This is a genomic window from Nonomuraea sp. NPDC050786 (genome assembly GCF_040654115.1).
Classification (GTDB): Bacteria; Actinomycetota; Actinomycetes; order Streptosporangiales; family Streptosporangiaceae; genus Nonomuraea.
The window spans coordinates 11,864-34,952 of the sequence record NZ_JBFAHJ010000043.1 but is presented as its reverse complement, the minus strand read 5'-3'; the positions used below and the strand labels follow the sequence as shown (position 1 = coordinate 34,952).

Genomic DNA, 23,089 nt, shown 5'->3' with positions numbered 1-23,089 from the left:
TTAGCGTCCGCGGCATGGAATTCATCGTTCACGACACCCTCACGGCCATGGCCGCCCTCCTTCGGGAGCCGCTCGACCGGCGGCCCGACGCGCTGCGGGAGATGCTGGCGCCGATGCGCTCGGCGATCCCGGTGCCCGGCGACATCGTCGACATCCACCACCAGGGCGGCGGCTTCCGCGTCGACGCCGACGACCCCCGCTACCTGCCCGCCGTCCAGCGCATGATCGACGCCGACGTGTGCGGGCAGGTGCGGCGGGAGCTGGAGCGTGCCTCCGCACGGCTCCACGAGGCCAAGCAGGCCGACTCGCTGCAGGTCATGCTCGTGCTGGGCGATCCGGACAACGCGCACCTGATGGACGTGACCGGCGGCTACTACGGCATGGGCGGCGGTACGGGCTGGCTCTACCTGCTGGCCTGGCCCTCGGACGAGGTGATCGGGCGCATCGCGCACCTCGCGGTGCACGAGTTCCACCACAACGTCCGGTACACGAACGTCGAGTGGAACCCGATGACCGTGACCGTGGGCGAGCACGTCGTCGCCGAGGGGCTGGCGGAGGCGTTCGTACGGGAGCTGTCGGGGCCCGAGGCCATGGGGCCGTGGTCGTCGATGGTGAGCGGGGACGCGTTCGAGCTCGCGCAGGAGCGGATCATGGCGGATTTCGAGCTGGCCGGGATGCAGAACACGCCCGCGTACGTGCTGGGGGACTCGACGGTGCGGAAGTTCGGGCAGGAGCCTCGCGGCATTCCGGACATGGCGGGATACGCGGTGGGGCTGCGGCTCGTCGACCGGGCGCTGGCCGCCACGGGGCTGACCGCCACCGAGGCGACGCTGCTGCCCGCCTCCGAGCTCCTACGCCGCGCCGGCCTCAGGCCGTGACCCCGCCGATCGGGGTCCCGGTCCCCTCGCGGGCACGCTCCCTCTCATCAGGCCCCCAGCCCTGGACGGCGAGAGGCGTTCGACCAGCCGATCAGGGTCATGGTCTCCTGGGGCGGCCTCAGGCGGGGGAGACGAAGCCGGACTCGTAGGCGGCGATCACGGCCTGGGTGCGGTCGCGGACGCCCAGCTTGGCCAGCACGTTCCCGACGTGCGTCTTGATCGTCTCCTGGCTGACGACCAGCTCGGCGGCGATCTCGTTGTTGGACAGCCCCTTGGTCATCAGGCGCAGCACGTCGCCCTCGCGGCCGGTCAGCCGGTCGATCCCGGGCACCCGCGCCGAGCCCTGGGGGCGGCGCCCGGCCAGCGCCCGGATCGCGGCGGGGAACAGCAGCGACTCGCCCGCGGCGACCAGCCTGACGGCCCGCACGAGGTCGTCCGGCTTGGCGCGCTTGAGCAGGAAGCCGCTGGCCCCGGCGCGCAGCGCGTCGTAGACGTAGTCGTCGTTCTCGAACGTGGTGACCACGAGGACCTTGGGCGGGTCGTCGAGGGCCAGGAGGCGCTGGGTGGCCTGGATGCCGTCGAGTGCGGGCATGCGCACGTCCATGAGGACCACGTCGGGCCGTTCGCGGCGCACCACGGGCACGACCGCGGCACCGTCGGCGGCCTCGCCGACCACGGTCAGGTCCGGCTCGGCGTCGATGATGATCCGCAGGCCGGCGCGGATGAGGTCCTCGTCGTCGGCGATCACGACTTTGAGCGTCATGGGCTCGACCGTAGCGGCAGGCGTACCGAGACCTTCCATCCGGTCTCGGTGGGGCCGGACTCCAGCTCGCCGCGGAGCAGCCGGACCCGCTCGCGCATGCCGGTCACGCCCCTGCCGCCGGAGTGGGCGCCGTTCCCGCCGCCGGGGTTGGTGATCTCGAGCCGCAGGTCGTCCCCGTGCACGGTGGCGGTCAGGTGTACGGGGTCGCGGCCGTGCTTGATGGCGTTGGTGAGCGCCTCCTGGACGATGCGGTAGGCCTCCCTGGAGACCACGGCGGGCACGGCGGACAGGTCGCCCACCTCCTGCCGTACCTGCGCGCCCGACGTGGCGACCAGCTCGTCGAGGTCGGCCAGCGTGGCCCTGGGCGCCCTCGCCCTTTGCCGCGCGTCGTGCCCGTCGGGACCGCGCCTGGCTCGTCCGGCCGGGTCAGGGTCCCTCCGTGCTACGGCTGCGGTCCTCACGGGGGGCGAAGCACGGTGGGCACCACCTGGGGTCTTTCCAGGGAGCGAAGCGCGGCGGGCACCACCTGGGGTCTTTCCAGGGGGCGAAGCGCGGCGGGCACCACCTGGGTCGCCGGCCACGTCGCTGCCGGGCAGTCCCACGCCACGCCCGTCGCCGTCCCCCTGAGCGGTGCCGTCCGCGTCGCGGTCCCCTCGGGCGGGGCTGCGCGCGTCGTGGTCCCCTTGGGTGGTTTTGCCCGCGCCGTTGTCGCCATGGGGGACGCTGTCCGTGTCGCGCTGCCCATGGGCTGTGCCGCCCACGTCGCGGCCGGGCAGCCCCACGCTGCGCGCGTCGCGGTCGCCTTGGCCGATGTCGGCCGCGTCGCGGTTGTTCCGGGGGACGGCAGGCGGGTCTTGGCCGGTCCGAGAGTCGTTGGGCGGGTCTTGGCCGGCCAGGGAGTCGTTGACCGAGTCTTGGTCGGCCGGGTAGCCGTTGGCCGGGGTGTCGTCGCGGAGCAGGCCGAGGACGTGGTCGAGGTCTTCCAGGGCGGCGCGAGCCGACCCTTCGATGGCGGCCAGGGCCGTCCTCGCCGTCTGGGGGTCGCGATCGAGGACCCGGCCCGCGGCCGCCGCCTGCAGGGTGACGACGCTGAGCGCGTGGCCGACCGAGTCGTGCAGCTCGCGGGCCAGCCGGTTGCGCTCGGCGAGCGTACGGGCGTGCTCCTCCGCGGCGGCCAGGCGTTCGGCCGGGGTGGGGCCGAGCAGGACGGGCGCCAGCCTGGCGAGCAGCTCGCCCGCGCCCGCCGCCACCGCCGCCAGCGCCACGAGCAGCGCCAGCCCGCCCGCCATCCACAGCACGACCGGCCACCCCGGCTCGACCACGATGCCGAGGGCAGGCATCGCCCGCCAGGCGAACGGCAGCGCCAGCGTGGCCAGCGTGAACGGCACGATCGCCAGCGTGCAGCCGCTGACCAGGCCGCCGATCGCCAGGTGCAGGGTGAACCAGGCGGCCGTGCGGCGGCGCTCCTGCCAGGAGCGGCCCGCCTGCCTGGGCGGTGTCTCGACGTGCGCCCCGAGCAGGCCCTGCGCCGCGTTCACCGCGAGCCCGCGCACGGGCAGGAACAGCCCGGTCACGGCCACCACCGGCAGCACCGCCACGAACACCCCGATCTGGATGGGCAGCAGCAGGTTGGCGTGCTGCTCCTGCCACGGAGCCGAGACGACGACCCCGGCCATCATGTACGGCATCAGCAGCGCGCCGCCCAGGACGAGGCACGCCCACCGGCGGGGGAGCTTCTTTCTCACAACCGCGATTGTATGTCGACAGTTATTCGCTCTCGGTGGAATGCGCCCTTGGAGAAATGCGCCGCCAGCGAAATAATCTCAGAATTCCCGGCCGCCGGGTCTAGCGTTTTTCCCGGAAATACCCAGGACAGAAAGGCGACGGTCATGACGGAGACTCAGCGCGCGGCCTGGCCTGACCAGCTCAGTCAGCGCCTGCTGAAGGAGCGCATCGTCGTTCTCGGCCAAGAGGTGGACGACGAGATTTGCAACCGGCTCTGCGGGGAGCTCCTATTGCTGGCGGCCGAGGACCCACAGCGCGACATAACGCTTTACATCAATTCGCCGGGCGGATCCGTGACGGCCGGGATGGCGCTCTACGACATGATGCAGTTCATTCCGTGCGACGTGGCGACGGTGGCGATGGGCTTCGCCGCCTCCATGGGGCAGGTGCTGCTGACGGCGGGCGCCAAGGGCAAGCGTTACGCCCTGCCCAACGCCCGGATCGTCATGCACCAGCCGCTCGGCGGCATCGGCGGCTCGGCCAGCGACATCCAGATCCAGGCCGACAACATGCTCTACACCAAGCGCCGGATAGCCGAGATCATCGCCCACCACACCGGCCAGCCGCTGGAGCGCATCCAGGCCGACTCCGACCGCGACCGGTGGTTCACCGCCCAGGAAGCGCTCGAATACGGCTTTGTCGACCACATCTCAGAGGGGATGAACTGATATGAGCGGCCGTTACGTGCTGCCCTCGTTCACCGAGCGCACGTCGTACGGGGTCAAGGAGATGACCCCGTACACCAAGCTCTTCGAGGACCGGGTCGTCTTCATCGGCGCGCCCATCGACGACGTCGTGGCCAACGACGTGATGGCCCAGCTGCTGACGCTCGAGTCGCTCGATCCCGACCGTGACATCAGCATCTACATCAACTCCCCTGGCGGGTCGTTCACGGCGATGACGGCCATCTACGACACGATGCAGTTCGTCCGGCCGGAGATCCACACGGTCTGCATCGGCGAGGCCGCCTCGGCGGCGGCGGTCCTGCTGGCGGCGGGCGCGGCAGGCAAGCGCGCCGCCCTGCCGCACGCCCGCGTCCTGCTGCACGAGCCCCACACGGAGGGCGGGCGAGGCCAGGGGAGCGACCTGGAGATCCACGCCAGGGAGATCCTGCGGATGCGTGACCAGCAGGAAGAGATCCTTTCCCGGCACACGGGGCGGGGCATCCTGGAGATCAGGAAGGACATCGAGCGCGACCGCATCTTCACGGCGGAGCAGGCGCGTACGTATGGGCTGGTGGACGACGTCTACGCCTCCAGAAAGCGCACCCTGACCGCGGCCCGCTGAGCGGCCGCGTGCCCGAGCCCGCATCCGGCCCCGCATGCCCGGGTGCGGGCTCCTCGCCGCGAACCGATGACTTTTCTCTGCCGTCCGAGTCCAATCAGACAGCAGAGAGGAGCAGGAAATGGATCTCGGAATCGGTCTCCCCACCTCAGGGCGGAACGCGGACCCTGAGGCGATCAGCAGAGTGGCGCAGGCGGCGGAGCGGGCGGGGCTGGGGGCGGTGTGGGCGTTCGAGCGGCTGCTGCGGCCGGCCGAGGCGGTGTTCGCCGGCACCGACCAGTCCATGCCGCTCCCCGACAACAACGCCCTCGTCTACGACCCCTTGGAGACCTTGGCCTACGTCGCGGCCAAGACCAGCACGATCCGGCTCGGCACGAGCGTCGTGGACGCGCTGTTCCACAGTCCGGTCGTGCTGGCCAAGCGGCTCGCGACGCTCGACCGGCTCAGCGGCGGCCGTGCCATGATCGGCCTGGGACAGGGGTGGATGCAGCAGGAGTTCGAGGCGACCGGCACTCCCGTACGGCGTCGCGGCGCGGGGTTCGAAGAGCACGTCGCGGCCATGCGCGCCTGCTGGGGCCCCGACCCGGTGAGCTTCGCCGGCCGCTTCTACACGATCGCCGAAGCGGAGATCAACCCGAAGCCCACCGGGCTGACGCTGCTGGCCGGAGCGGCGGCGCCGCCCGCGATCGAGCGGGCGGCCCGGCTGGGGATGGGGATCACGGTGGTCGTGTTCGCCTGGGACCAGCTCAGGCAGGCCGTCGAGACGTACGGCAAGGGCTCGGGCCCGGTGGTGGCGCAGGTCAACGGCGTGATCACGGACCGGCCGCTGGACGAGCGGATGCCGCTGACCGGCTCGGTGGAGCAGGTTGCCGAGGACCTGGCCGAGGTGCGGGGAATGGGCGTGGACCACGTGTTCTGGCACACGTTCGACGCGGACCCCGACGAGATGGTGGAGCGCGTCGGGCGGCTCACCACCGCTTGACGGCGCCGGGGGCCGGCCACGGACACCGTCATGGCCCTGCTCACCCGGTGGCGACGTCGAACGTCTTGTTCCTCATGTCCGCGCCGTTCATCAGTTTGCCCGTGGCCGGCCCGATGACCGGCGCGCGCATCAGGCGCAGCATCGCGGCGCGCAGGATCCGCTCCTTGTGGTCGTGGGGAGTGAAGATCCTGCGCATGATCAGCGCGCTGCTCTGCTCGGTCTCGATGAACGGCCGGAAGCGGGCGGCCAAAACCGGGCAAAGTACACCTTGTACACTCTTGACGTTTATCGGGGGAAACGGGGGAGTGGCGTTGCCGCTGGAGCAGGTCCTGGTGTTGCTGGCCGCAGCGGCAGGGGCGGGGTGGGTCGACGCCGTCGTGGGCGGCGGCGGGCTGTTGCAGCTTCCCGCGATCATGATGACCGGAATGCCGACCGTCGAGGCGATGGCCACCAACAAGCTCTCCTCGGTCTTCGGCACCGCGTCGGCCGCCGTCGCGTACGCCCGCTCCACGAAGATCGATCGGCAGGTGGCCTTCCCCGGCGCGGGACTGGCCGTGCTGAGCGCCGGGTTGGGCGCATGGGCGGCCGCGGCGATCTCGGCCGAGGTGCTGCGGCCCGCCGTCATGGTGGTGCTGCTCGGGGTGGCCGCGTTCGTGACGTTGCGGCCCTCGCTCGGGGCCGTGCCGGTGCCTCAGCTGCGTACCGACACCAGGGTGTTCGCCGCCGTGGCGACGGCGGGGATCGGGATCGCCTTCTACGACGGCATCGTGGGACCCGGTACGGGCACGTTCTTGATCATCGCCTTCACCACCATCCTCGGGCTCGACTTCGTCTCGGCGTCGGCCTCCGCCAAGATCATCAACGTCGGGACGAACCTCGGGGCGCTGGTGGTCTTCGGCCTCCAGGGGCACGTGAACTGGGCGCTCGGGCTCGGCATGGCCGTGTGCAACGTGGCCGGGGCGCAGTTCGGCGCGCGGATGGCGCTCAAGCGCGGCGCCGCCTTCGTGCGGATCGTCCTGCTCTGTGTCGTGGTGGCGCTGGTCGCGCGGCTGGGCTGGCAGCAGTTCGGCCCCTGATGTCCCTGAAGCTCCCTCAAGCGAAGGGGCGCCTCCGCGGCGAGCGGGGGCGCCCCTTCGCCGTCCGGGGCCGCGGGAGTCAGGCCAGCAGGGAGCGGACGTGGTCGCCGATCGTCCGGGTGGGGCGGCCGATGAGCTCGCGCAGCGTCCCGGGGGTGTCGGCGAGCCAGTCACGGGAGACGTTGACGTCCACATCGGCCAGGATCTCGGCGAACGGGGCCGGGACGCCGGTGCCGGCCAGCACGCCCGCGTACTCGTCCTTCGGCAGGTCGCGGTAGACGACCTCCTTGCCGGTGACCTTGGAGATCTCGGCGGCCAGGTCGGCGCGGCTCCAGGCGGTGTCGCCGGCCAGCTCGTACACCTGGCCGTCGTGGCCCTCGCCGGTCAGCACGGCGGCCGCGGCGGCGGCATAGTCGGCGCGGGAGGCGGAGGCGACCCGGCCGTCACCGGAGGCGCCGTACACGGCGCCGAGCTGGGGCGCCGCGGCGATCGCCGGGTCGTAGACCTCGTTGTACCAGTTGTTGCGCAAGATCGTGTACGTCACCCCGGACGCCTTGATGTACTCCTCGGTCGCCCGGTGATCGGCGGCCAGGGCGGCCTCGGTGGTGTCGGCCTTGGGCGCGCTGGTGTAGACGAGCACGGCCCCGGCCCGCTTCGCCGCGTCCACGACGGCCGTGTGCTGCCGCGCCCGCTGCGGCTCGACGCCGGAGATGAGCAGCACCCTGGCCGCGCGCCGTACCGCGGCCTCGATCGTCTCGGGCCGGTCGTAGTCGGCCTCGCGGACCTCGACGCCCAGGTCGGCGGCCTTCTGCGGGGTACGCGCGGCCGCGACCACCTGCGCGGCGGGAACCCGCTTCGTCAGCTCCTCGACCACCAGCCGGCCCAGGTGCCCGCTCGCTCCGGTTACCACGATCATGGTTTCGCTCCCTCGGTACTTTCTGTTGGTTAGTGCTTTCTATCAGAAAGTACACCCAAAGGCGTAAGCTGTCTTCCATGGAGGAGTTCGATGAGCTGGTGGCCGACGTCTTCTCGCGCAGGTGCACCTCGCGCACGGTGCTGGAGACCCTCACCGGCCGATGGGCGATCCTGGCGCTGGTGGCCCTGCACGAAGGGCCCTACCGCTTCAACGCGCTGCGCCGCCGCGTCGACGGGGTGAGCGAGAAGATGCTCTCCCAGACGCTGCACGCCCTCGAACGCGACGGCATGGTGCTGCGGGTGGCCGAGACCTCGATCCCGCCCCGGGTCGAATACAGCCTCACCTCGCTGGGCCGTGAGGCCGCCGAGCGCCTGATCCCCCTGCTGGAGTGGGTGGAGGAGCGCATGCCCGATGTCGTGTCCGCCCGCGAGGAGCACGCCTCACGCTAGCCGGCGACCCGCAGGGGGCGTACGGGGGCGCAGCGCCGTGGCGGTCACGGCGACGAAGGCGGCCAGCACCGCCGGGATGGCCAGCGCGAGGGGCAGCCCGATCAGCTCGGCCGCGGCCCCGATGAACACCGGCCCCGACAGGATCCCCATGTACCCGATGGAGGCCACGCGCGCCAGCGCCCGGCCCGCGAAGGCGGGATCGCGGTGGCCCGCGGCCGAGAACACCTGCGGCACGATGCACGACAGCCCCGCCCCGAAGCAGCCGAACCCGATCACGCCCGCCACCTGGTGCCCGCCCAGCAGCGCCAGTCCCAGCCCTGTCGCGGCCAGCAGCCCGCAGCAGCGCACCAGCGGCACAGCGCCGAACCTGGCCGCCAGCCGGTCACCCGCCAGCCGCCCGGCCGTCATCATGATGGAGAACGCGGCATACCCCGCCGCCGCGAGCCCCGGCGAGGCGCCCAGGTCCTCCCGCAGGTAGACCGAGCTCCAGTCGGCCGAGGCCCCCTCGCCCACCAGGCAGCAGAACGCCAGCACGCCCAGGAACACGATCCCCTTGGGCCGCGCGGCCGGGCCGCCCTCGACCGACGGGTCCTCTGCGGGGGACGGGAGCGAGCGCAGCGCCCAGCGGGCGGCCCAGAGCGCCAGCAGCACGACGGCCGCGCCCACCGACACGAACGTCGCCGCGGCCGACAGGTCAAGATGCGCGAACAGGCCGCCCGCCGTGGCGCCCGCGAACCCGCCGATGCTGTAGACGGCGTGGAACGACGACATGATCGGCCGCCCGTGGGCCCGCTCCACCTCCACGGCGTTGGCGTTCATGGCCACGTCGAGGATCCCGTGCACGGTCCCGAACGCCAGCAGCGTGCCCGCCAGCGCCCACAGGTTCGGGGCGTAGGCGGGCGGCACGAGCACGACGCCCTGCAGGAGGGCGGCCGGGATCATGACGCGGCTGCTGCCGTGGCGGTCGACCAGCCGGCCCACCGCGGTCATCCCGGCCATGGCCCCGCCGGCGATGGCCAGCAGGGCGAGGCTGAAGTGGCCGTCGCCCAGCCCCAGGTGCTCCTTGATGGCGGGGATGCGGGCCGTCCAGGTGCCCATGGCCGTGCCGGCCAGGAAGAAGAGCAGGTAGACCGCCGTACGCTCGCGCAGCAGGGCGCCCCGCCGGGTGCCGGGCGCGGTCCTCACACGGCCTCCCTGACCGTCACCCCGGCCGCCACCAGGGCGTCGCGCTCCTCGCCCGGTATGCCGGGGTCCGTCACCACCACGTCCAGCCGCGAGATCGGGCACACCGCGCCGAAGGCCGTACGCGCGAACTTGCCCGAGTCGCACGCCACGATCACCCGCCGCGCCGAGGCGATGGCCGCCTGCTTGACCGCCACCTCCGGCAGGTCGTGCGCGGTCAGCCCGTGCTCGGCCGACAGCCCGCAGCAGCCGATCACCGCCGTGTCGAACCGCAGCGCCTTGAGCGAGCTCTCGGTCAGCGGCCCCATGACGTTCAGCTCGCCCTGGCGTACCTCGCCGCCGGGCAGCACCAACCGCACGCGCGGCGCCGAAGCCAGCAGCGCGACCGCCTGCAGGGCCAGCGGCAGCACGGTCAGGCGCCGGTCGTGCAGGGCCCGGGCCACCTCGAGCGCGGTCGTGCCGCCGTCCAGCACCACCGCCTCCCCGTCGGCGATCAACGACGCCACCTCCGCACCGATGCGCTGCTTGGCCTCCACCGCCTCCCGCTCGCGCACGCCGAACGGCGGCTCCTCGCCGCGCAGCAGCAGCGACAGCGCCCCGCCCCTGACCCGGCGGACCACTCCTTGCTGGGCCAGCTCGTCCAGGTCGCGCCTGATGGTCATCTCGGAGACGCCGTGCTCGGCGGCCAGTTCGGCGACCGAGACGCTGTCGTTGGTGCGCAAGGCGTTCATGATGGCTCGCAAACGTTCCATGTGTGCATACAAACACGGCATATGTGCGCAATACAATGGGGTGCATGCGTGCCAGCCGCCTGCTCTCCCTGCTGCTGCTCCTGCAGACGCGCGGCCGCATGACCGCGCCCGAGCTGGCCGCGGAGCTGGAGGTGTCGGTCCGTACGGTCTACCGCGACGTGGAGGCGCTGTCGGCGGCCGGCGTGCCCGTCTACGCCGACCGGGGGCCTGCGGGCGGCTACCAGCTGCTCGACGGCTACCGCACCCGGCTGAACGGGCTGACGGCCGAGGAGGCCTCGTCGCTCTTCCTGGCGGGGCTGCCCGGTCCGGCGGCCGAGCTGGGGCTGGCCGAGGTGGCCGCCACCGCGGAGCTGAAGCTGCTGGCCGCGCTGCCGCCCGAGCCGCGCTCGCACGCCTCGCGGATGCGCGAACGGTTCCTGCTGGACGTGCCGAGCTGGTACCGCTCGGCCGACGACGTGCCGCATCTGAGCGAGGTGGCCGAGGCGGTGTGGGACCAGCGGCCGCTGCACATGACGTACCGGCGCTGGGGGCAGCAGGAGATCGACCGGGTGGTGCACCCGTACGGGCTGGTGCTCAAGGGCGGCTCCTGGTACATGGCGGCCGCGCCACGCCAACACAACGAGCAGGGCGGCAGCCCGCGCACGTACCGGGTGGCGCGGATCCTGACGCTGGAGACGCTGCCGGGGCGGTTCTCCCGGCCCGAGGATTTCGACCTGGGCGGCTTCTGGCAGGAGTACGCCAAGGAGTTCCGCGAACGGATGTACACGGCCGAGGCCGTGATCAGGCTGGCTCCCGGCTATGAGGATCTGCTGGCGTACACGATGGGCTCCGACGTCGTGGGCGCGGCGCTGGCCGCCGCGGGGGAGCCCGATCCGGAGGGCTGGGTGACGCTCACGGTGCCCATCGAGTCGATCTCGCACGGGCGCTGGCTGCTGCTGCGGATGGGGGCCGCCGTCGAGGTGCTCGGTCCGCCGGAGCTGCGGGCGGCGATGTGCGAGGCGGTCGCCGAACTGCACAAGCTGTACGGTTGAGCCCGGTTATTCAGGCGATATTCGGGCGTTCTTCTGGGAGCATGCCCGGCATGTATCTTCTTGCTTTCGCGGGCGCGTGCGTCCTGATCGCCATGGTGCCGGGGGTCAGCACGGCCATCATCCTGCGGCAGACGCTGCGCGCGGGCCGCGGCTCCGGCCTGGCCGCCACACTGGGCAACGAGACGGGGATCCTGCTGTGGGGATTGGCCGCCGCGTTCGGCCTGTCGGCGCTGCTGGTGGCCTCGCAGCTGGCCTACGACCTGATGCGGGTCGCGGGCGCCGTGGTGCTGGTGGCGATGGGCGCGCAGGCGCTGTGGCAGGCCCGCAAGGGCGTCCGGCCGGCCGAGGAGGCGCCCGACGGGGTGGTCGTGCCGGGCTGGCGCGGTCCGTACCTGGCGGGCGTCGGGACGTGCCTGGCCAACCCGAAGGCGGCGGTGTTCGCGATGTCGTTCCTGCCGCAGTTCGTCCCGCCGGGGCAGAACGTGCCGCTGACGCTCGTGACGCTGGCCGTGGTGTGGGTGCTGGTGGACCTGCTCTGGTACGGGCTGCTCATCTGGGCCGTCGGCAAGGCCAAGGCGTGGCTGGGCAGGCCGGCGGTGCGCCGGCGGCTGGAGCAGGTCTCCGGCGTGGTGCTCATCGGGCTGGGCGTGCGGCTGGCGGTGGAGGCGCGATGACGATCTGGCACGCCGAGCACGGCACGGGCGAGCCCGTGGTGCTGCTGCATTCGGGGGCGGTCGACTCCGGGATGTGGGACGCGCAGGTGGAGGCCCTGTCCGGCCGCTTCCGGGTGATCACAGTGGACTTCCGCTGGTACGGCCGCAGCGCCTTCCACGCGGACGGGCCCTACAGCGACGCGGGCGACGTGATCCGGGTGCTGGACGAGCTGAAGGTGAGCCGCGCGGCGCTGGTGGCGTCGTCGGGCGCGAGCGAGGTCGCGCTGGAGCTGGCCGCGGCCGGGCTCGCCGACCGGCTGGTGCTGCTCAACCCCGTCTCCGCGCTGCCGGCCACGGACGACGTGAAGGCGTACTGGCAGGAGGAGGAGCGGCTGCTGGAGGAGGGCGACGTCCAGGGGGCGGCCGAGCTGAACGCGCGCACCCTCCTCGGGCCCGAGGCGACGCGGGAGGCGTTCGGGCGGGTGGTGGAGATGCAGCGGCACGCGTTCGAGGTGCAGCTCGCCGCCGATCCGGAGCCCGAGCGGGTGAAGGGGGAGGTCGCGGCGGCGGAGATCGACCTTCCCGCGCTGGTGGTGGTCGGCGCGCGCGATCTGCCGTACTTCCTGGCCGGCGCCCGCCACCTGGCCGGCGAGCTGCCCCGGGCGCGGCTGGTGGAGCTGGAGTGGGCCGGCCACCTGCCGGCCCTGGAGCGGCCTGAGGAGATCAACCGGCTGCTCCTGGACTACCTTTAGGGCATGACGAACGACCTGGCGACCCTCGTGAGGCAGGCGCAGGACGACGATCCGCTGCTGGCACTGCACGCCACCACCGCGCTGCGCCGTGAGATCGAGCGTCTGGAGGCGGTCCAGGTGCGGCGGGCCAGGGTGGCGGGGCTGGCGTGGGCGCAGATCGCCGACGCGATCGGGGTGAGCAAGCAGGCCGTGCACAAGAAGTACGGCCGCCGCTAGCTCTGCTTCCACTGGTCGGCGAACCAGTCCAGCACGATGTTCCAGGCGTAGCCGCGCCGGATGCGCCCGGCCACGTCCGGGGGCAGGGTGTCGAGGCCGCGGTGCTCGAGCAGCACCTCGGTGCCGCCCTCGACCGGGTCGAAGGTCACCTCGATCTCCATCCGGCCGGTGGGGTTGATGAGGTCGGCCCAGACGAGGCGGCGCGGCGGCTCCCAGGCGATGATCCTGCCGGTGTCGACGTGGCCGCCGTCGGACCACAGCTCGCGCAGGTAGCCGTCCTCGAAGCGGATGCCGGTCGCGCGGGCGGGGTCGACCCAGCTGTGGCGGCCGCGTACGTACCAGCGGTCGATCTCGTCGGTGAAGATCCGGAACGCGGTCGCCGGGTCGACGGGCACGGTGACGCCGGCCTGGACGGAGTTCACCGGCCGCGCTCCACGTGCTGCTTGAACGAGCCGAGCTGCTCGGCCCAGAACGCCTGGACCTGGTCCAGCCAGGCCTGCAGCGCGGTGAACGGCTCCTGGCGCAGCGTGTAGAGGCGCAGCCGGGCGTCGGCGCCGCCGGCCTCGGCGCGTACGAGACCGCCGGCCCGCAGCACGCGTAGGTGCCTGCTGAGGGCGGGGGCGCTCATCTGCACGGCCTGCGCCAGCTCGCCCGCCGGCCGCGGCCCGTCGCGCAGCAGGTCGATGACCTTGCGCCGGGTGGGGTCGGCGAGCGCGGCCAGCGTGGCGTCGAGATCGTTAACGTTGGTGTTAATTGTTGCCTGCTTCCGTTAGGGTGTTAATCCTTAACGATAGCGACAATTATTGCGGAGGTCTGTACATGAGTGCCGAGCTGGGGTACTACACGCTGTCCGTGGCGGACCTGGACCGGGCGGCCGCCTTCTACGGGGCGCTGTTCGGCTGGGAGTTCAAGCGCGAGCACGAGACGTACCTGCACGTCACGAACACGGCCGTGCCGATGGGCTTCGTCTCCGACGGGCCCTCCTCGCAGCCGAACCTCTACTACCACGTCACCGACCTCGACGCGGCCGTCGAGCGGGTGCGGGAGCTGGGCGGCAGCACCGGCGCGGTGTACGACAGCAAGTCGGGGCGCGGCTGCTCCTGCACCGACGACCAGGGGACGCGGATCAGCATCTGGGAGCCTGTGCCGGCTTTCGGCTGATTCTCCGTACGCCGGGCCCCGGCGCGGGAATCGTGAGCCGCCTCCTGGGTTTCTGTCGGTGGCGTCGGCCAGGATGTCGCCATGGCTTCATGGCAGGAGTTCGAGGGGCAGGCGCCGGAGCTGGCCGCGGCGGCGCGGCGGGTGATGGGCACGTGCAAGCACCGGGTGCTGGCGACCTCGCGCAAGGACGGCTCACCCCGGGTCAGCGGCATCGAGACCATGTTCAGGGACGGTGAGCTCTGGACGGGGTCGATGCCCCGGGCGGTCAAGGCCTACGACCTGCGGCGGGATCCGCGCATGGCGATCCACGTCGCCTCTCCCGAGCCCGCGGAGTCCGATCCGTCGGCATGGGAGGGCGACGTGAAGCTGGCCGGACGGGCCGTCGAGGTGACCGACGAGGCGGTGCGGGAGTCGTTCGGCCTGCCCAGCGCGGAGTCGCACCTGTTCCGGATCGAGCTGACGGAGGTGGTGTGGACGCGGGTCGAGGGCGACGAGGTCGTCATGACCGCCTGGCACGAGGGGGCGGGGGTGCGGGAGCTCCGCCGCAAGTAATCTACAAAGTAAAGGCGCTCGGCCCGAGTTTCCGCAAGGACGTCAGTGGACGGAGAAGCCGCCGTCCACGAAGAGCATCTGGCCGGTGACGAAGGCCGAGGCGTCGCCGGCCAGGAACACCGCCGCGCCCGCGAAGTCCTCCGGCACGCCGTTGCGTCCGACCATGTGGCGGGCGGCGAGCGCTTCGACGCGGCCGGGGATGGCCTGGGCGGGCTCGGTGAGCGGGGTCAGCACGAAGCCGGGGATGATCGTGTTGACGCACACGCCGTCGGCCGACCAGGCCTCGGCCTGGGAGCGGGTCAGCCCGGCGACGGCGGCCTTGGCGGCGCCGTACGCGCCGCTGTCGCCGAAGGCGCTGATGGACTGCTGGGAGCCGAGGTTGATGATGCGGCCCCAGCCCCGGGCGGCCATGCGCGGGCCGAAGTGCTGCCCGAGGAGGTAGGGGGCGGTGAGGTTGACGGCGATGGTGCGCTCGTAGTCCTCGGCGGTGAGCTCGGCCATGGGCTTGCGGATGTTGTTGCCGGCGTCGTTGACGAGGATGTCGATGTCGCCGGCCGCGGCGCACACGCGGCGGATGTCGTCGCGGTCGGCGAGGTCGGCGCTGATACGGGAGGCGGTGACGCCGTGCTCGCGCAGCCGGGTGACGGCCTTGTCGAGCTCGGCCTGCCTGCGGGCCACCAGCACGACCTCGGCCCCGGCCCTGCCGATCGCCTCGGCGATGGCGTACCCGATGCCGGAGCTGCCGCCGGTCACCAGGGCGCGCCGGCCGTCGAGGGAGAACAGTCCCCGCAGATAGTCAGACATGGACGGACAAGCTAGCACCCCACGCTCCGGAGCCCCGCGTGAGTCCCTACCGGGCGCCGACCAGGCTCTCGAAACACGGGCGCAGCAGGGCGAGGATGTCGTCGGCGGGCGCTTCGGCCAGCGAGCTGAGCTTGAGCAGGTAGCGATCGACGACCACGCCCATCATGATCGCGCCGATCAGCCCCGCGCGCAGGTCGGCGTCGCCGGCCGGGACGGCCGCCTCGATCCGCTCCAGCCACTCGCTCGCCGCCTCGCGGAGCCCGTCGGCCGCTTCGGCGTGCGTGAGCATCGAGCGCAGCAGCACCAGCGACGCGACGGGCTCCCCGTCGAGGCGCTCGCGCAGCACGGCGAGCAGGGCCTCGGCAGGGTCGCCCGGCGGCAGCTCGTGGGATGAGAGGCGGGCCGCGCGGGCGAACAGCTCCTCTTTCGACCCGAAGTAATGCATCACCAGGCCCGCGTTGACCCCGGCCGCGGCGGCGACCGCGCGGATCGTCGTGCGCTCGTAGCCCAGCCCGGCGAACGTCTCGCGGGCCGCGGTCAGGATCCGGGCCTCGGTGTCGCGGCGTTGCTGTGCGCGGGTGCGGCGGGGCTGCTCGGTCATCGTCTCATTGTACGAGCGTTGAACGAGCCGCCATTTCGTTATACGCTCATTCAATGAACATGCGTTCAACGAAAGTGGTGGAAGACATCATGCGGGCCGGTCTCGCGGGCGACCACGAGCGGTTCCTGGAGCTCATGGCCCCCGATGGGGTGATCGAATGGCCGTACCGCCCTGACGGCGTACCGGGAGAGCTGCGCGGCAGAGAGGCGATCGGGGCCTTCCTGGCCGCCAACAGGCACCTGATCACTTTCCACGAGTACACCGACGTGGTGTTCCACGAGACGCTCGACCCGGGGGTGGTCATCGTCGAGTACGTGGCGCACGGCACGGTCACCGCCACCGGGGAGCCGTTCGAGCAGCGACCGCTGGCGGTCTTCCGGGTGCGGGAGGGGCAGGTCGTGTCCTATCGCGACTACATCAACCCGCTGCCCCTCATGAAGGTCCTGCACCCGTAAGCGGCGGGCTCGCCGGAGCGGCCGCCACCTTGCGGGTCTCACGCATCAGCAGCAGGCCGTTGACCACCATCAGCGTCGCGGTCAGGCCGTGGATGCCGAACGCGGCGGCCACGGAGCCGTGGTGGGCCAGCACGGTGGTCATGTCGCCGTACGCGGCGAGGGCCTCCACCAGCAGCACCCAGCCCAGCGCCCGGCGGTGGCCCGTCACCAGCAGGATGCCCAGCGCCAGGGCCAGGACGACGTCGCGGATTCCCTTGATGATCAGGAAGCCGCCGCCGTCGCCGGACGGCCAGCTCGGCAGGCCGAGGCCCGGCGCCGTCGTCTCCGGGGTCAGGATGTACTCCGACCCGAACCAGAGGATGAAGAGGATGAAGGCGGCGGCAAGGACAGTGTTGATCTTCTTCAGTGACATGGTTCCTCCTTGCGAGTCTTTGTGAAACTTGGTGAGCCGTATGGGGCCTGGTCAGGCGGCGCGGACGCGGCTGAAGAGGGTGAGCAGGGTGAGGTTGGGCGTGGTGGCACCAGGTGGTCACTCAGGGAGGCCCGTTCCTCTTCGGTGATGTGCTCGGTGGCGAGCGGAAGGAGGGTGGCCGCCTCGTCGTCGAGGGGTCCTGTTGAGCGTGGTCTCAGCGCGCTCGTGCTGGTCCTGCATGCGCAGGACGATGTCCGCCTCCGGATCGACCCGGGACAGGAGCGGCGGCTCAGGTGGCCGAGCGGGCGGGTGCCTATCGGCTTTCGACCGCGAGCGCTACAGGCGGCGCAACGCGGGAACCGCTGAGCAGGAGGCCGCCGGCAAGGATGACTGCCGCGGCAGTGGCGCCGTGCACGCCGAAGGCGGTTGCGGGCTCTCCGCCGGAGAGCAGCACGATCAACATGTCGCAGATCGGGGTGAGCGCCGTGGCCAGCATGACCCACCCCAGGACGCGGCGCTTGCCTGTCATCAGCACCGTGAGAATCACCAGGCCGGACGCCAGGTCCCGGGCTCCCTTGACGGCAAGGAATCCCGCACCCTCGCCATGCGGCCAGCTCGGTAGGCCGAAGTTGGGCGCCATGGATTGGGGAGCCAGCAGATAATTCACCCCGACATAGCCGATGAACAGGGCGCCGACGAAAGCGGGAACAGTACCGATCGTGGTACGAGATGGCAGCTTTGCGGACATCAAGGATCTCCCTCAATGCTGGTTGGGGGGTCAGGACGCCTGGCGGTCGCGTGTCCAGGCAGGGCTGTCGAGGAAGTGGTTGTCGTACAAGTCCTGGGAGGCCAGCAGTTCCTCGAGGGTGGCCTCGCCCCTGCGCAGGCGGTCGAGCAGGCGGAAGTACTCGAAGCGCTGGATGCCGGGGGCGACGATGATGAGCAGGTCGGCGGTGTGGCCGGGGGCGGCGGCGAAGGCGTGGGGCATCAGCGGGGGCACGGCCGCCACGTCGCCCGCCTCCAATGTCACGATCTCCTCGCCCGACAGGACGCGCGCCTTGCCTTCCAAGATGTAGAACAGCTCGGTCGAGGTGGCGTGGTGGTGAGGTACGGCGCCGTCCGCGCCTTCGGCGAGCGTCATCCTGATGGTGCTCAGCGCGCCACCGGTGTCGCTGGAGTCGAGCAGCAGTCGTCCGGTGGCTGTGGGCGAGATGATGGTCTCGGCGTCGATCTCGCGGACGATGGCCGTTTCTACGATCATTGACATGTCAGGTTCCCTTCGAGCGCGGAGGACACGAGCCGTTCTACGTAGGCTCGGTCGACCGGCGCCCCTGTGATCAGCACTCGGTAGTAGAGGGCGCCGGCCAGCTGGTCGAACAGCGCCTCGGCGTCCAGGTCGGCACGCAGCTCGCCGCGCACGCGTGCCCGCTCGATCAGGGCGAGCCCGAGGGCGTTGCGCTCGGCGTACTGCTCGCGGGCCAGCTTGCCGATGTCGTCGTGCCTGGCCGCGGCAGCCACGAGCTCGCCGGCGACCCCCGCGGACGGGCCTTCGCGGCCGCCTGCCGCGCGCATGCGGTTGAGCGCGGCGGCGATCTTGTCCAGATTGTTGACGAGGTCGGCTCGGATGTCGCCGGTCTCGTCGATCTCGTGGTCGGCCTGCAGCCGTGCCACCACCGCGACGGCCAAGTGGTCCTTGGTCGGCCAGCGGCGGTACAGCGTGGTCTTGGCCACACCCGCCTGCTCGGCCACCTCGTCGATGGAGAGGCCTGTGTAGCCGCGCTCGAAGATCAAGTCGGCGGCGATGCGCAGCACACGCTCGTCCACCTGCGTGTCACGCGGGCGTCCGCGAGGTGTCATCATGCCCTCCCATTCCGATACCGAGGTAGCGAAATAGAGAGTACAGCTGCCTCAGGCAATTACGCAACACCAGTTTCGTATTCTGATGGGTGGCCGACTGCCGCGACCCGCACTGGCTTGCGTTCAGGTGCCCGTCCCGGTTGATCATGATCGGATCGAGTGGTTGGGTGGCACGCCGTCGTGACAGGGCACGGCCATCGCCGAGCTTCTGTTCTGCGCGGGCTGGCTCCTCCCGCTCCCGTGCCTGGCGGCCAGGGGACATGTCCGGGAGCGGAGGGGCTCTGGACCCGGTTGAAGCGAGCCAATGTGACGGCGCGGAGCTCGTCGAGGTCGCTCTACCCCATCGCGAGAGGGTCCATGGAATCGCCGCAGGCGCCGAAGGGCCGGTCAGACGATGATGAGGGCCATGGTCCGCGTGCGCGGCGCCTCCATGAGCGGCCGCCCGGCCACGGTGTGCTCGGGCGGGCCGAGGGGCAGCTTGCTGATCGCCCGCGGCGGCGTGGTCCGGCTGACCGGCGCCGGTCGGCCGCCAAGTTTTCGCCGTCCTTCAGGACGGCGGCGCAGTCGTCGCACCTGCCGCGCGCCACCGCCCCGGTGCGGGCGATGGCGCGCGACGCCGTGCTTCTAGACGAGGCGGGTGACCTCGCCGGTGTCGAGGGAGTAGTACGCGCCCACGATCTTGAGCTGCTTGCGCGCGATGCGGGGGGCGAGGAGCTTGTCGGCCTTGAGCTTGGCGACGACGTCCGTGGTGTTGTACTTGATCATCTTGTCCACGTCGCCGTGGGTGTGCCGGTAGGCGGGGCGCAGGACGTCGACGATGTTCTGCAGGTGGCCCGGGAGCTTGGTGTGGTCGTGGATGGCGTGCGCGGCCGCCGTCACCGCTCCGCACCGCTGGTGGCCGAGCACCACGATGAGCGGTGTGGCGAGCTCGACCGGGCCGTACTCGATGGCGCCCTCGACGAGCGAGTCGACCGTCTGGGCGGCGCTGCGCACGGTCAGCAGGTCGCCGATCCCGGTGTCGAAGACCAGCTCGGGCGCCACGCGGGAGTCGATGCACGATACGACCACCGCGTACGGCTCCTGCTTCTGCGCGACCTCGGTGCGCCGGTCGGAGTCCTGGTGGGGGTGGGTCGCATCGCCGGAGACCCAGCGCTTGTTGCCCTCCCGCAGCATGGCCCACGCCTGGTCCGGCGTGATGCTGGACGTGGCGGCGTACGCCGTGCCGGTGCCTAACAGCAGACCACCGGCGGCCAGCCCGGCGGTCTGGAGGAGGGCGCGGCGGTTGAAGATCTTTTCTCGCATGGGTCGAGTATGCGAGTTGCCCGGCCGTCTTCGCTGATAAATCGGGATATACGAGCAGCTCCACCACGTGATCTCCGCCACGCCAGCGCCCAGTGCTCCAGCACACGTGGCGTACGGCGGGAAGACCCGCCGGCGCGGGCGGCGGGGCGCGCGGGGTGGCGCTCAGCCGTCCCCCGGCGGCGCGAGGGCGTCGACGGCATGGCCGAGGACGGCTGCATCATCGCGGGCGCCGTTGGGAGGGCCCGGCCATCAGGTCCGGTACGAGTCCAGCAAGGGCGATAGTTCGGCGACCACGGCGTCCAGCGGAGCGACGTTCCTACGGACCCTGGCGAACATGATCGCGCCTTCCAGGGCGCCGATCATCAGCGTCGCCACCGCGCCCGCGCGCTCCCCGGGCACGCCCAGCCGCACCAGCTCGGCGGCCACCGCGCGCTCCCACCGCCCGAGCGCGGCACGTACCTGCTCGTTGACCGCGGACTCCTCGCCCGCCAGGTCGGCGACCGTGGCCATCACAGGGCAGCCGCGCTCGTAGCCCCGCGCCGAGAACTCGGCCTTCCACTGCTCCACCATGTGGGCGAAGAGCCCGGCCGGTGACGGGTCGGCGGCGGTGCCCGCGTAGGAGGCGACCCGCTCGGCCGCGAAGCCGGCGGCCCAGAGCAGGGCCTCGCCGACGAGCTGGTCCTTGCCGCCGGGAAAGTAGTGCTGGAACGACCCCCGCGGCGCGCCCGCGTGCTCGACCACGTCCCGGATGCCGGTTCCTGTCACCCCCCGCGTGCGCAGCAGCTGCGCCGCGCTGTAGACCATGCGCTCTCTCGGACCGTGCGCCATCTGACCACTGCTCCCTTCATGACGCTTGTCATAGTACGATGGCGGCGGAGGTGGTCATGGACGCGGGTTTCATCGGCCTCGGCGTCATGGGGCAGCCCATGGCGCTCAACCTGGCGCGCGCGGGGATGAAGATCGTCGTCTGGAACCGCTCGCCAGCCAGGAGCGAGCCGCTGCGCGCGGCAGGCGCGAAGGTGGCGGCCCGCCCCAGCGAGGTGTTCGAGCAGGCGCGCACCGTGATCCTCATGCTGGCCAACGACACGGCGATCGACGTCGTCCTGGGCCGGGGCACCCCCATGTTCGAGACGTACGTCGCGCGGCACGCGATCGTCCACATGGGGACAACCTCACCGGAATACTCACGCGCGCTGGAAGCCGACATCCGCGCCGCCGGCGGCGCCTATGTGGAGGCGCCGGTCTCGGGCTCACGTAAGCCGGCCGAGGCCGGGCAGCTCGTGGCGATGGTGGCCGGCGAGCCGCCCGGCACGGAGGACGTACTTCCGCTGCTCCGCTCGATGTGTCACGAGACGATCGGGTGCGGGCCGGTCCCCAACGCGCTGCTCATGAAGCTTTCGGTCAACCTGTTCCTGATCACCATGGTCACCGGCCTGGCCGAGGCGGCCCATTTCGCCGACCGTCATGGCCTCGACCTGCGGCGGTTCGTGAGCGTGCTCGACGCCGGGCCCATGGCGAGCAGCGTGTCCCAGACGAAGGCGGCCAAGCTGGTCGACCGGGACTTCGCCGTACAGGCCGCGATCTCCGACGTCCTGGACAACAACTGCCGGCGGATCGCCGAGGCGGCGCGCGCGGCAGGGATCGCCTCGCCGCTGCTTGACGTCTGCCACACCCTGTACGGCGAGAGCGCCGCCTTGGGGCTCGGCGGCACCGACATGGTGGCGGTGATCCGCGCGATCGAGGAGCGTACGGCAGCGACGATCCGGGCCACGGTCCGGTAGGCGGGCGACGGCCAATCGCGGTGGCGAGATGGAACTCACCGGCGCGGCCAGGGTGAAGGCGACCCGACACCGCTACCGAGGGCAGCATCGCCACCCCCGGACCCCGACGCCGGCGACCGCCACATCCAGCGGCTGGCCACCGTTCGACACGTGGAGAGCCCGGTGCTGTGAGAGGAGTACGCAGGGTTCGGCGTGCTGGTGGGAGCCATGGCCGCTGCAGGTGAAGTAGGCGTAGCCCAAAGTTTCGGGGAACGAGACGCACGAGAGGCCGTCACCGCATGTGACATGGACTTCGTACTCGTACAAGGTGATACAAATCGCGCTGCCCGAGACGCGCCCGGCGTCGGAGAAGTACCCCGTGCACGGAGCACGTGCGGAGGCGGCGGCCCTGTCAGGAGATCTGGGGACTGCGTCGTTCGATGAGGACGACGTCACGCCACACGCCATGGTGGCGGCCGATCCGCTCGCGGGTGCCGATGACGCGGAACCCCGCGCGGGCGTGCAGGGCGAGGCTGGCGGTGTTCTCGGGGAAGATCCCGGACTGGATCGTCCAGATCCCGGAGGCCTCGGTCGAGGCGATCAGAGCGCCGAGCAGGGCCGTGCCGGCGCCGCGGCCCCGGGCCCGAGGATGGACGTAGACGGAGTGCTCCACGACGCCGGCGTAGACGCACCGATCGGACACCGCGGTGGCCGCGACCCAGCCGACCACCTGCCCGGCGTGGTCGAGGGCGACGTGGCGGTGCGCGGGCAGCTTGGCGGCGTCGCGCCCTGCGCGTCGGCGACCTGGAAGGCTGGATCGCCTTCTACGCCAAGCTGTTCGGCGTCGAACCGGCCAAGCGCCGCCCCGGCTATGCCAACTTCGCCATCGCCGAGCCCCCGCTCAAGCTCGTGCTCCTGAAGGGGGAGCAGGGCCAGGAGACCGTCATGGACCACCTCGGCGTCGAGGTCTCCCGCACCGACGACGTCAACGCCGCCACCGAGCGGCTCAACCGGCCTGGCGACATTCGCCGAGAACGACACCTCCTGCTGCTACGCCCTGCAGGACAAGGTGTGGGTGCGCGGCCCGGGTGCCGAACCCTGGGAGGTCTACGTGGTCAAGGCCGACGCCGACACCCTCGGCAGGTCCGCCGCCACCGATCCGGCCGCCGCCCCCGCCGCACCGTGCGCCTGCGGCCCGACCGCCGACCGGGCAGACGGGCAGAACGCACCGGCCGCCGCAGGCGCCGGCTGCTGCTGACCAGCGGCTAAGCAGAGTCAGGCGTCAGGGCGGATGCTTGCCGGTAACAAGCACATTGGGTGACCTCGCGCGGCCTACGCCGCGATCGCCACGGATCCACGACCGGCAACGCGTAGCCGAAAAGACCCCTTGCGAATAGGCATCCCGCAAGTGACCCCCAGGTGGTCGATTCTGAGACCACGAACCTCCAGCCGCACGCGCCTGCACG

General features: G+C 71.5%; 31 protein-coding genes and 2 pseudogenes. 15 read left to right on the top strand and 18 right to left on the bottom strand.

Going from position 1 to position 23,089, the window contains the following annotated elements; all coding sequences use genetic code 11:
• Positions 1–14: 14 nt before the first annotated feature.
• Positions 15–878 carry a DUF2268 domain-containing putative Zn-dependent protease gene (locus AB0H84_RS47950; protein WP_357620134.1) on the top strand — a complete coding sequence of 288 codons (864 nt, stop codon included), beginning with the start codon at positions 15–17 and terminating at the stop codon, positions 876–878.
• Between the two features lie 118 nt (positions 879–996).
• Here AB0H84_RS47950 and AB0H84_RS47945 read toward each other — a convergent pair whose 3' ends face one another.
• On the bottom strand, positions 997–1,641 hold the full coding sequence (locus AB0H84_RS47945) for a response regulator transcription factor (RefSeq protein WP_357620132.1): 645 nt from the start codon (positions 1,639–1,641) through the stop codon (positions 997–999).
• On the bottom strand, positions 1,638–3,386 hold the full coding sequence (locus AB0H84_RS47940) for a histidine kinase (protein ID WP_357620130.1): 1,749 nt from the start codon (positions 3,384–3,386) through the stop codon (positions 1,638–1,640). The genes AB0H84_RS47945 and AB0H84_RS47940 overlap by 4 nt, the downstream gene beginning before the upstream one ends.
• A gap of 144 nt (positions 3,387–3,530) precedes the next feature.
• On the opposite strand from AB0H84_RS47940, the gene AB0H84_RS47935 reads away from it, so the two are divergent.
• The 3 genes from AB0H84_RS47935 (at position 3,531) to AB0H84_RS47925 (ending at position 5,692) form a co-directional block, all read left to right on the top strand.
• On the top strand, positions 3,531–4,094 hold the full coding sequence (locus AB0H84_RS47935) for an ATP-dependent Clp protease proteolytic subunit (RefSeq protein ID WP_357620229.1): 564 nt from the start codon (positions 3,531–3,533) through the stop codon (positions 4,092–4,094).
• A 1-nt stretch (position 4,095) separates the two neighbouring features.
• On the top strand, positions 4,096–4,713 hold the full coding sequence (locus AB0H84_RS47930; protein WP_357620128.1) for an ATP-dependent Clp protease proteolytic subunit: 618 nt from the start codon (positions 4,096–4,098) through the stop codon (positions 4,711–4,713).
• 118 nt (positions 4,714–4,831) lie between these two features.
• Positions 4,832–5,692 carry a TIGR03619 family F420-dependent LLM class oxidoreductase gene (locus AB0H84_RS47925; protein WP_357620126.1) on the top strand — a complete coding sequence of 287 codons (861 nt, stop codon included), beginning with the start codon at positions 4,832–4,834 and terminating at the stop codon, positions 5,690–5,692.
• 40 nt (positions 5,693–5,732) lie between these two features.
• Here AB0H84_RS47925 and AB0H84_RS47920 read toward each other — a convergent pair whose 3' ends face one another.
• Entirely contained in the window at positions 5,733–5,942 is a 210-nt protein-coding gene (locus AB0H84_RS47920) for a hypothetical protein (RefSeq protein ID WP_357620124.1), read from the bottom strand.
• Positions 5,943–6,003: 61 nt separating this feature from the next.
• Between AB0H84_RS47920 and AB0H84_RS47915 the strand changes: the two genes are divergently transcribed.
• Positions 6,004–6,768 (top strand): TSUP family transporter, encoded by a 765-nt coding sequence (locus AB0H84_RS47915; protein ID WP_357620227.1) that lies wholly within the window; start codon positions 6,004–6,006, stop codon positions 6,766–6,768.
• Between the two features lie 79 nt (positions 6,769–6,847).
• Here AB0H84_RS47915 and AB0H84_RS47910 read toward each other — a convergent pair whose 3' ends face one another.
• Positions 6,848–7,684 (bottom strand): SDR family oxidoreductase, encoded by an 837-nt coding sequence (locus AB0H84_RS47910; protein WP_357620122.1) that lies wholly within the window; start codon positions 7,682–7,684, stop codon positions 6,848–6,850.
• A gap of 77 nt (positions 7,685–7,761) precedes the next feature.
• Here AB0H84_RS47910 and AB0H84_RS47905 point away from each other — a divergent pair, with 77 nt between their 5' ends.
• On the top strand, positions 7,762–8,133 hold the full coding sequence (locus tag AB0H84_RS47905; RefSeq protein WP_357620121.1) for a helix-turn-helix domain-containing protein: 372 nt from the start codon (positions 7,762–7,764) through the stop codon (positions 8,131–8,133).
• On the opposite strand, the gene AB0H84_RS47900 is transcribed toward AB0H84_RS47905, so the two are convergent.
• Positions 8,125–9,318 (bottom strand): MFS transporter, encoded by a 1,194-nt coding sequence (locus AB0H84_RS47900; RefSeq protein ID WP_357620119.1) that lies wholly within the window; start codon positions 9,316–9,318, stop codon positions 8,125–8,127. The two genes, AB0H84_RS47905 and AB0H84_RS47900, sit on opposite strands and share 9 nt — an antisense overlap.
• Positions 9,315–10,067, bottom strand: coding sequence for a DeoR/GlpR family DNA-binding transcription regulator (locus tag AB0H84_RS47895; RefSeq protein WP_357620117.1), 753 nt, complete (start codon positions 10,065–10,067; stop codon positions 9,315–9,317). Before AB0H84_RS47895 ends, AB0H84_RS47900 begins: the two co-directional genes overlap by 4 nt.
• Positions 10,068–10,111: 44 nt before the next feature.
• On the opposite strand from AB0H84_RS47895, the gene AB0H84_RS47890 reads away from it, so the two are divergent.
• Genes AB0H84_RS47890 through AB0H84_RS47875 form a run of 4 tightly spaced genes read left to right on the top strand, consistent with a single transcriptional unit; the run spans position 10,112 to position 12,719 of the window.
• A complete protein-coding gene (locus AB0H84_RS47890) occupies positions 10,112–11,098 on the top strand; it encodes a YafY family protein (protein WP_357620115.1) in 987 nt (328 codons plus the stop codon).
• Positions 11,099–11,148: 50 nt separating this feature from the next.
• Complete coding sequence (locus AB0H84_RS47885) at positions 11,149–11,772, top strand: LysE family translocator (protein WP_357620113.1); 624 nt, start codon at positions 11,149–11,151, stop codon at positions 11,770–11,772.
• Positions 11,769–12,503: an alpha/beta hydrolase gene (locus AB0H84_RS47880; protein ID WP_357620111.1), complete on the top strand. Its 735-nt coding sequence runs from the start codon at positions 11,769–11,771 to the stop codon at positions 12,501–12,503. Before AB0H84_RS47885 ends, AB0H84_RS47880 begins: the two co-directional genes overlap by 4 nt.
• 3 nt (positions 12,504–12,506) lie before the next feature.
• Positions 12,507–12,719 carry a hypothetical protein gene (locus AB0H84_RS47875; RefSeq protein ID WP_345002864.1) on the top strand — a complete coding sequence of 71 codons (213 nt, stop codon included), beginning with the start codon at positions 12,507–12,509 and terminating at the stop codon, positions 12,717–12,719.
• Here AB0H84_RS47875 and AB0H84_RS47870 read toward each other — a convergent pair.
• Together AB0H84_RS47870 and AB0H84_RS47865 are read right to left on the bottom strand one after the other, a co-directional pair.
• A complete protein-coding gene (locus tag AB0H84_RS47870; RefSeq protein WP_357620109.1) occupies positions 12,716–13,141 on the bottom strand; it encodes an SRPBCC domain-containing protein in 426 nt (141 codons plus the stop codon). The genes AB0H84_RS47875 and AB0H84_RS47870 overlap by 4 nt on opposite strands.
• Positions 13,138–13,440 carry a metalloregulator ArsR/SmtB family transcription factor gene (locus tag AB0H84_RS47865; RefSeq protein ID WP_357620225.1) on the bottom strand — a complete coding sequence of 101 codons (303 nt, stop codon included), beginning with the start codon at positions 13,438–13,440 and terminating at the stop codon, positions 13,138–13,140. Before AB0H84_RS47865 ends, AB0H84_RS47870 begins: the two co-directional genes overlap by 4 nt.
• A gap of 98 nt (positions 13,441–13,538) precedes the next feature.
• On the opposite strand from AB0H84_RS47865, the gene AB0H84_RS47860 reads away from it, so the two are divergent.
• Positions 13,539–13,880 carry a VOC family protein gene (locus tag AB0H84_RS47860; protein ID WP_357620107.1) on the top strand — a complete coding sequence of 114 codons (342 nt, stop codon included), beginning with the start codon at positions 13,539–13,541 and terminating at the stop codon, positions 13,878–13,880.
• An 81-nt stretch (positions 13,881–13,961) separates the two neighbouring features.
• Entirely contained in the window at positions 13,962–14,432 is a 471-nt protein-coding gene (locus AB0H84_RS47855; RefSeq protein WP_357620105.1) for a pyridoxamine 5'-phosphate oxidase family protein, read from the top strand.
• A gap of 42 nt (positions 14,433–14,474) precedes the next feature.
• Here AB0H84_RS47855 and AB0H84_RS47850 read toward each other — a convergent pair whose 3' ends face one another.
• Positions 14,475–15,236 carry an SDR family oxidoreductase gene (locus tag AB0H84_RS47850; RefSeq protein ID WP_357620103.1) on the bottom strand — a complete coding sequence of 254 codons (762 nt, stop codon included), beginning with the start codon at positions 15,234–15,236 and terminating at the stop codon, positions 14,475–14,477.
• Positions 15,237–15,282: 46 nt separating this feature from the next.
• The gene (locus tag AB0H84_RS47845) at positions 15,283–15,837 is read right to left on the bottom strand and encodes a TetR family transcriptional regulator (RefSeq protein WP_357620101.1); all 555 of its coding nucleotides are present in this window, start codon (positions 15,835–15,837) and stop codon (positions 15,283–15,285) included.
• A 53-nt stretch (positions 15,838–15,890) separates the two neighbouring features.
• Between AB0H84_RS47845 and AB0H84_RS47840 the strand changes: the two genes are divergently transcribed.
• Entirely contained in the window at positions 15,891–16,292 is a 402-nt protein-coding gene (locus AB0H84_RS47840) for a nuclear transport factor 2 family protein (RefSeq protein WP_357620099.1), read from the top strand.
• Here the strand turns inward: AB0H84_RS47840 and AB0H84_RS47835 are convergent.
• From AB0H84_RS47835 to AB0H84_RS47805, 7 genes are all read right to left on the bottom strand, one after another.
• Positions 16,270–16,704 (bottom strand): DUF4267 domain-containing protein, encoded by a 435-nt coding sequence (locus AB0H84_RS47835; RefSeq protein WP_357620097.1) that lies wholly within the window; start codon positions 16,702–16,704, stop codon positions 16,270–16,272. The two genes, AB0H84_RS47840 and AB0H84_RS47835, sit on opposite strands and share 23 nt — an antisense overlap.
• 313 nt (positions 16,705–17,017) lie before the next feature.
• A complete protein-coding gene (locus AB0H84_RS47830) occupies positions 17,018–17,452 on the bottom strand; it encodes a DUF4267 domain-containing protein (protein ID WP_357620095.1) in 435 nt (144 codons plus the stop codon).
• 30 nt (positions 17,453–17,482) lie between these two features.
• Positions 17,483–17,971: a cupin domain-containing protein gene (locus AB0H84_RS47825; RefSeq protein WP_357620093.1), complete on the bottom strand. Its 489-nt coding sequence runs from the start codon at positions 17,969–17,971 to the stop codon at positions 17,483–17,485.
• Positions 17,962–18,561 (bottom strand): TetR/AcrR family transcriptional regulator, encoded by a 600-nt coding sequence (locus AB0H84_RS47820; RefSeq protein WP_357620091.1) that lies wholly within the window; start codon positions 18,559–18,561, stop codon positions 17,962–17,964. The genes AB0H84_RS47825 and AB0H84_RS47820 overlap by 10 nt, the downstream gene beginning before the upstream one ends.
• Before the next feature lie 387 nt (positions 18,562–18,948).
• Complete coding sequence (locus AB0H84_RS47815; RefSeq protein ID WP_357620089.1) at positions 18,949–19,134, bottom strand: hypothetical protein; 186 nt, start codon at positions 19,132–19,134, stop codon at positions 18,949–18,951.
• Positions 19,135–19,185: 51 nt separating this feature from the next.
• Positions 19,186–19,863 (bottom strand): carbonic anhydrase, encoded by a 678-nt coding sequence (locus AB0H84_RS47810; protein WP_357620087.1) that lies wholly within the window; start codon positions 19,861–19,863, stop codon positions 19,186–19,188.
• A gap of 249 nt (positions 19,864–20,112) precedes the next feature.
• A complete protein-coding gene (locus AB0H84_RS47805; RefSeq protein ID WP_357620085.1) occupies positions 20,113–20,691 on the bottom strand; it encodes a TetR/AcrR family transcriptional regulator in 579 nt (192 codons plus the stop codon).
• Between the two features lie 38 nt (positions 20,692–20,729).
• Between AB0H84_RS47805 and AB0H84_RS47800 the strand changes: the two genes are divergently transcribed.
• Positions 20,730–21,644: an NAD(P)-dependent oxidoreductase gene (locus AB0H84_RS47800; RefSeq protein ID WP_357620083.1), complete on the top strand. Its 915-nt coding sequence runs from the start codon at positions 20,730–20,732 to the stop codon at positions 21,642–21,644.
• Between the two features lie 391 nt (positions 21,645–22,035).
• On the opposite strand, the pseudogene AB0H84_RS47795 reads toward AB0H84_RS47800, so the two are convergent.
• Positions 22,036–22,419: pseudogene (locus AB0H84_RS47795) on the bottom strand (N-acetyltransferase family protein); the annotation flags it as partial.
• On the opposite strand from AB0H84_RS47795, the pseudogene AB0H84_RS47790 reads away from it, so the two are divergent.
• Positions 22,413–22,881: pseudogene (locus tag AB0H84_RS47790) on the top strand (ArsI/CadI family heavy metal resistance metalloenzyme). The pseudogenes AB0H84_RS47795 and AB0H84_RS47790 overlap by 7 nt on opposite strands.
• Positions 22,882–23,089: the final 208 nt, after the last annotated feature.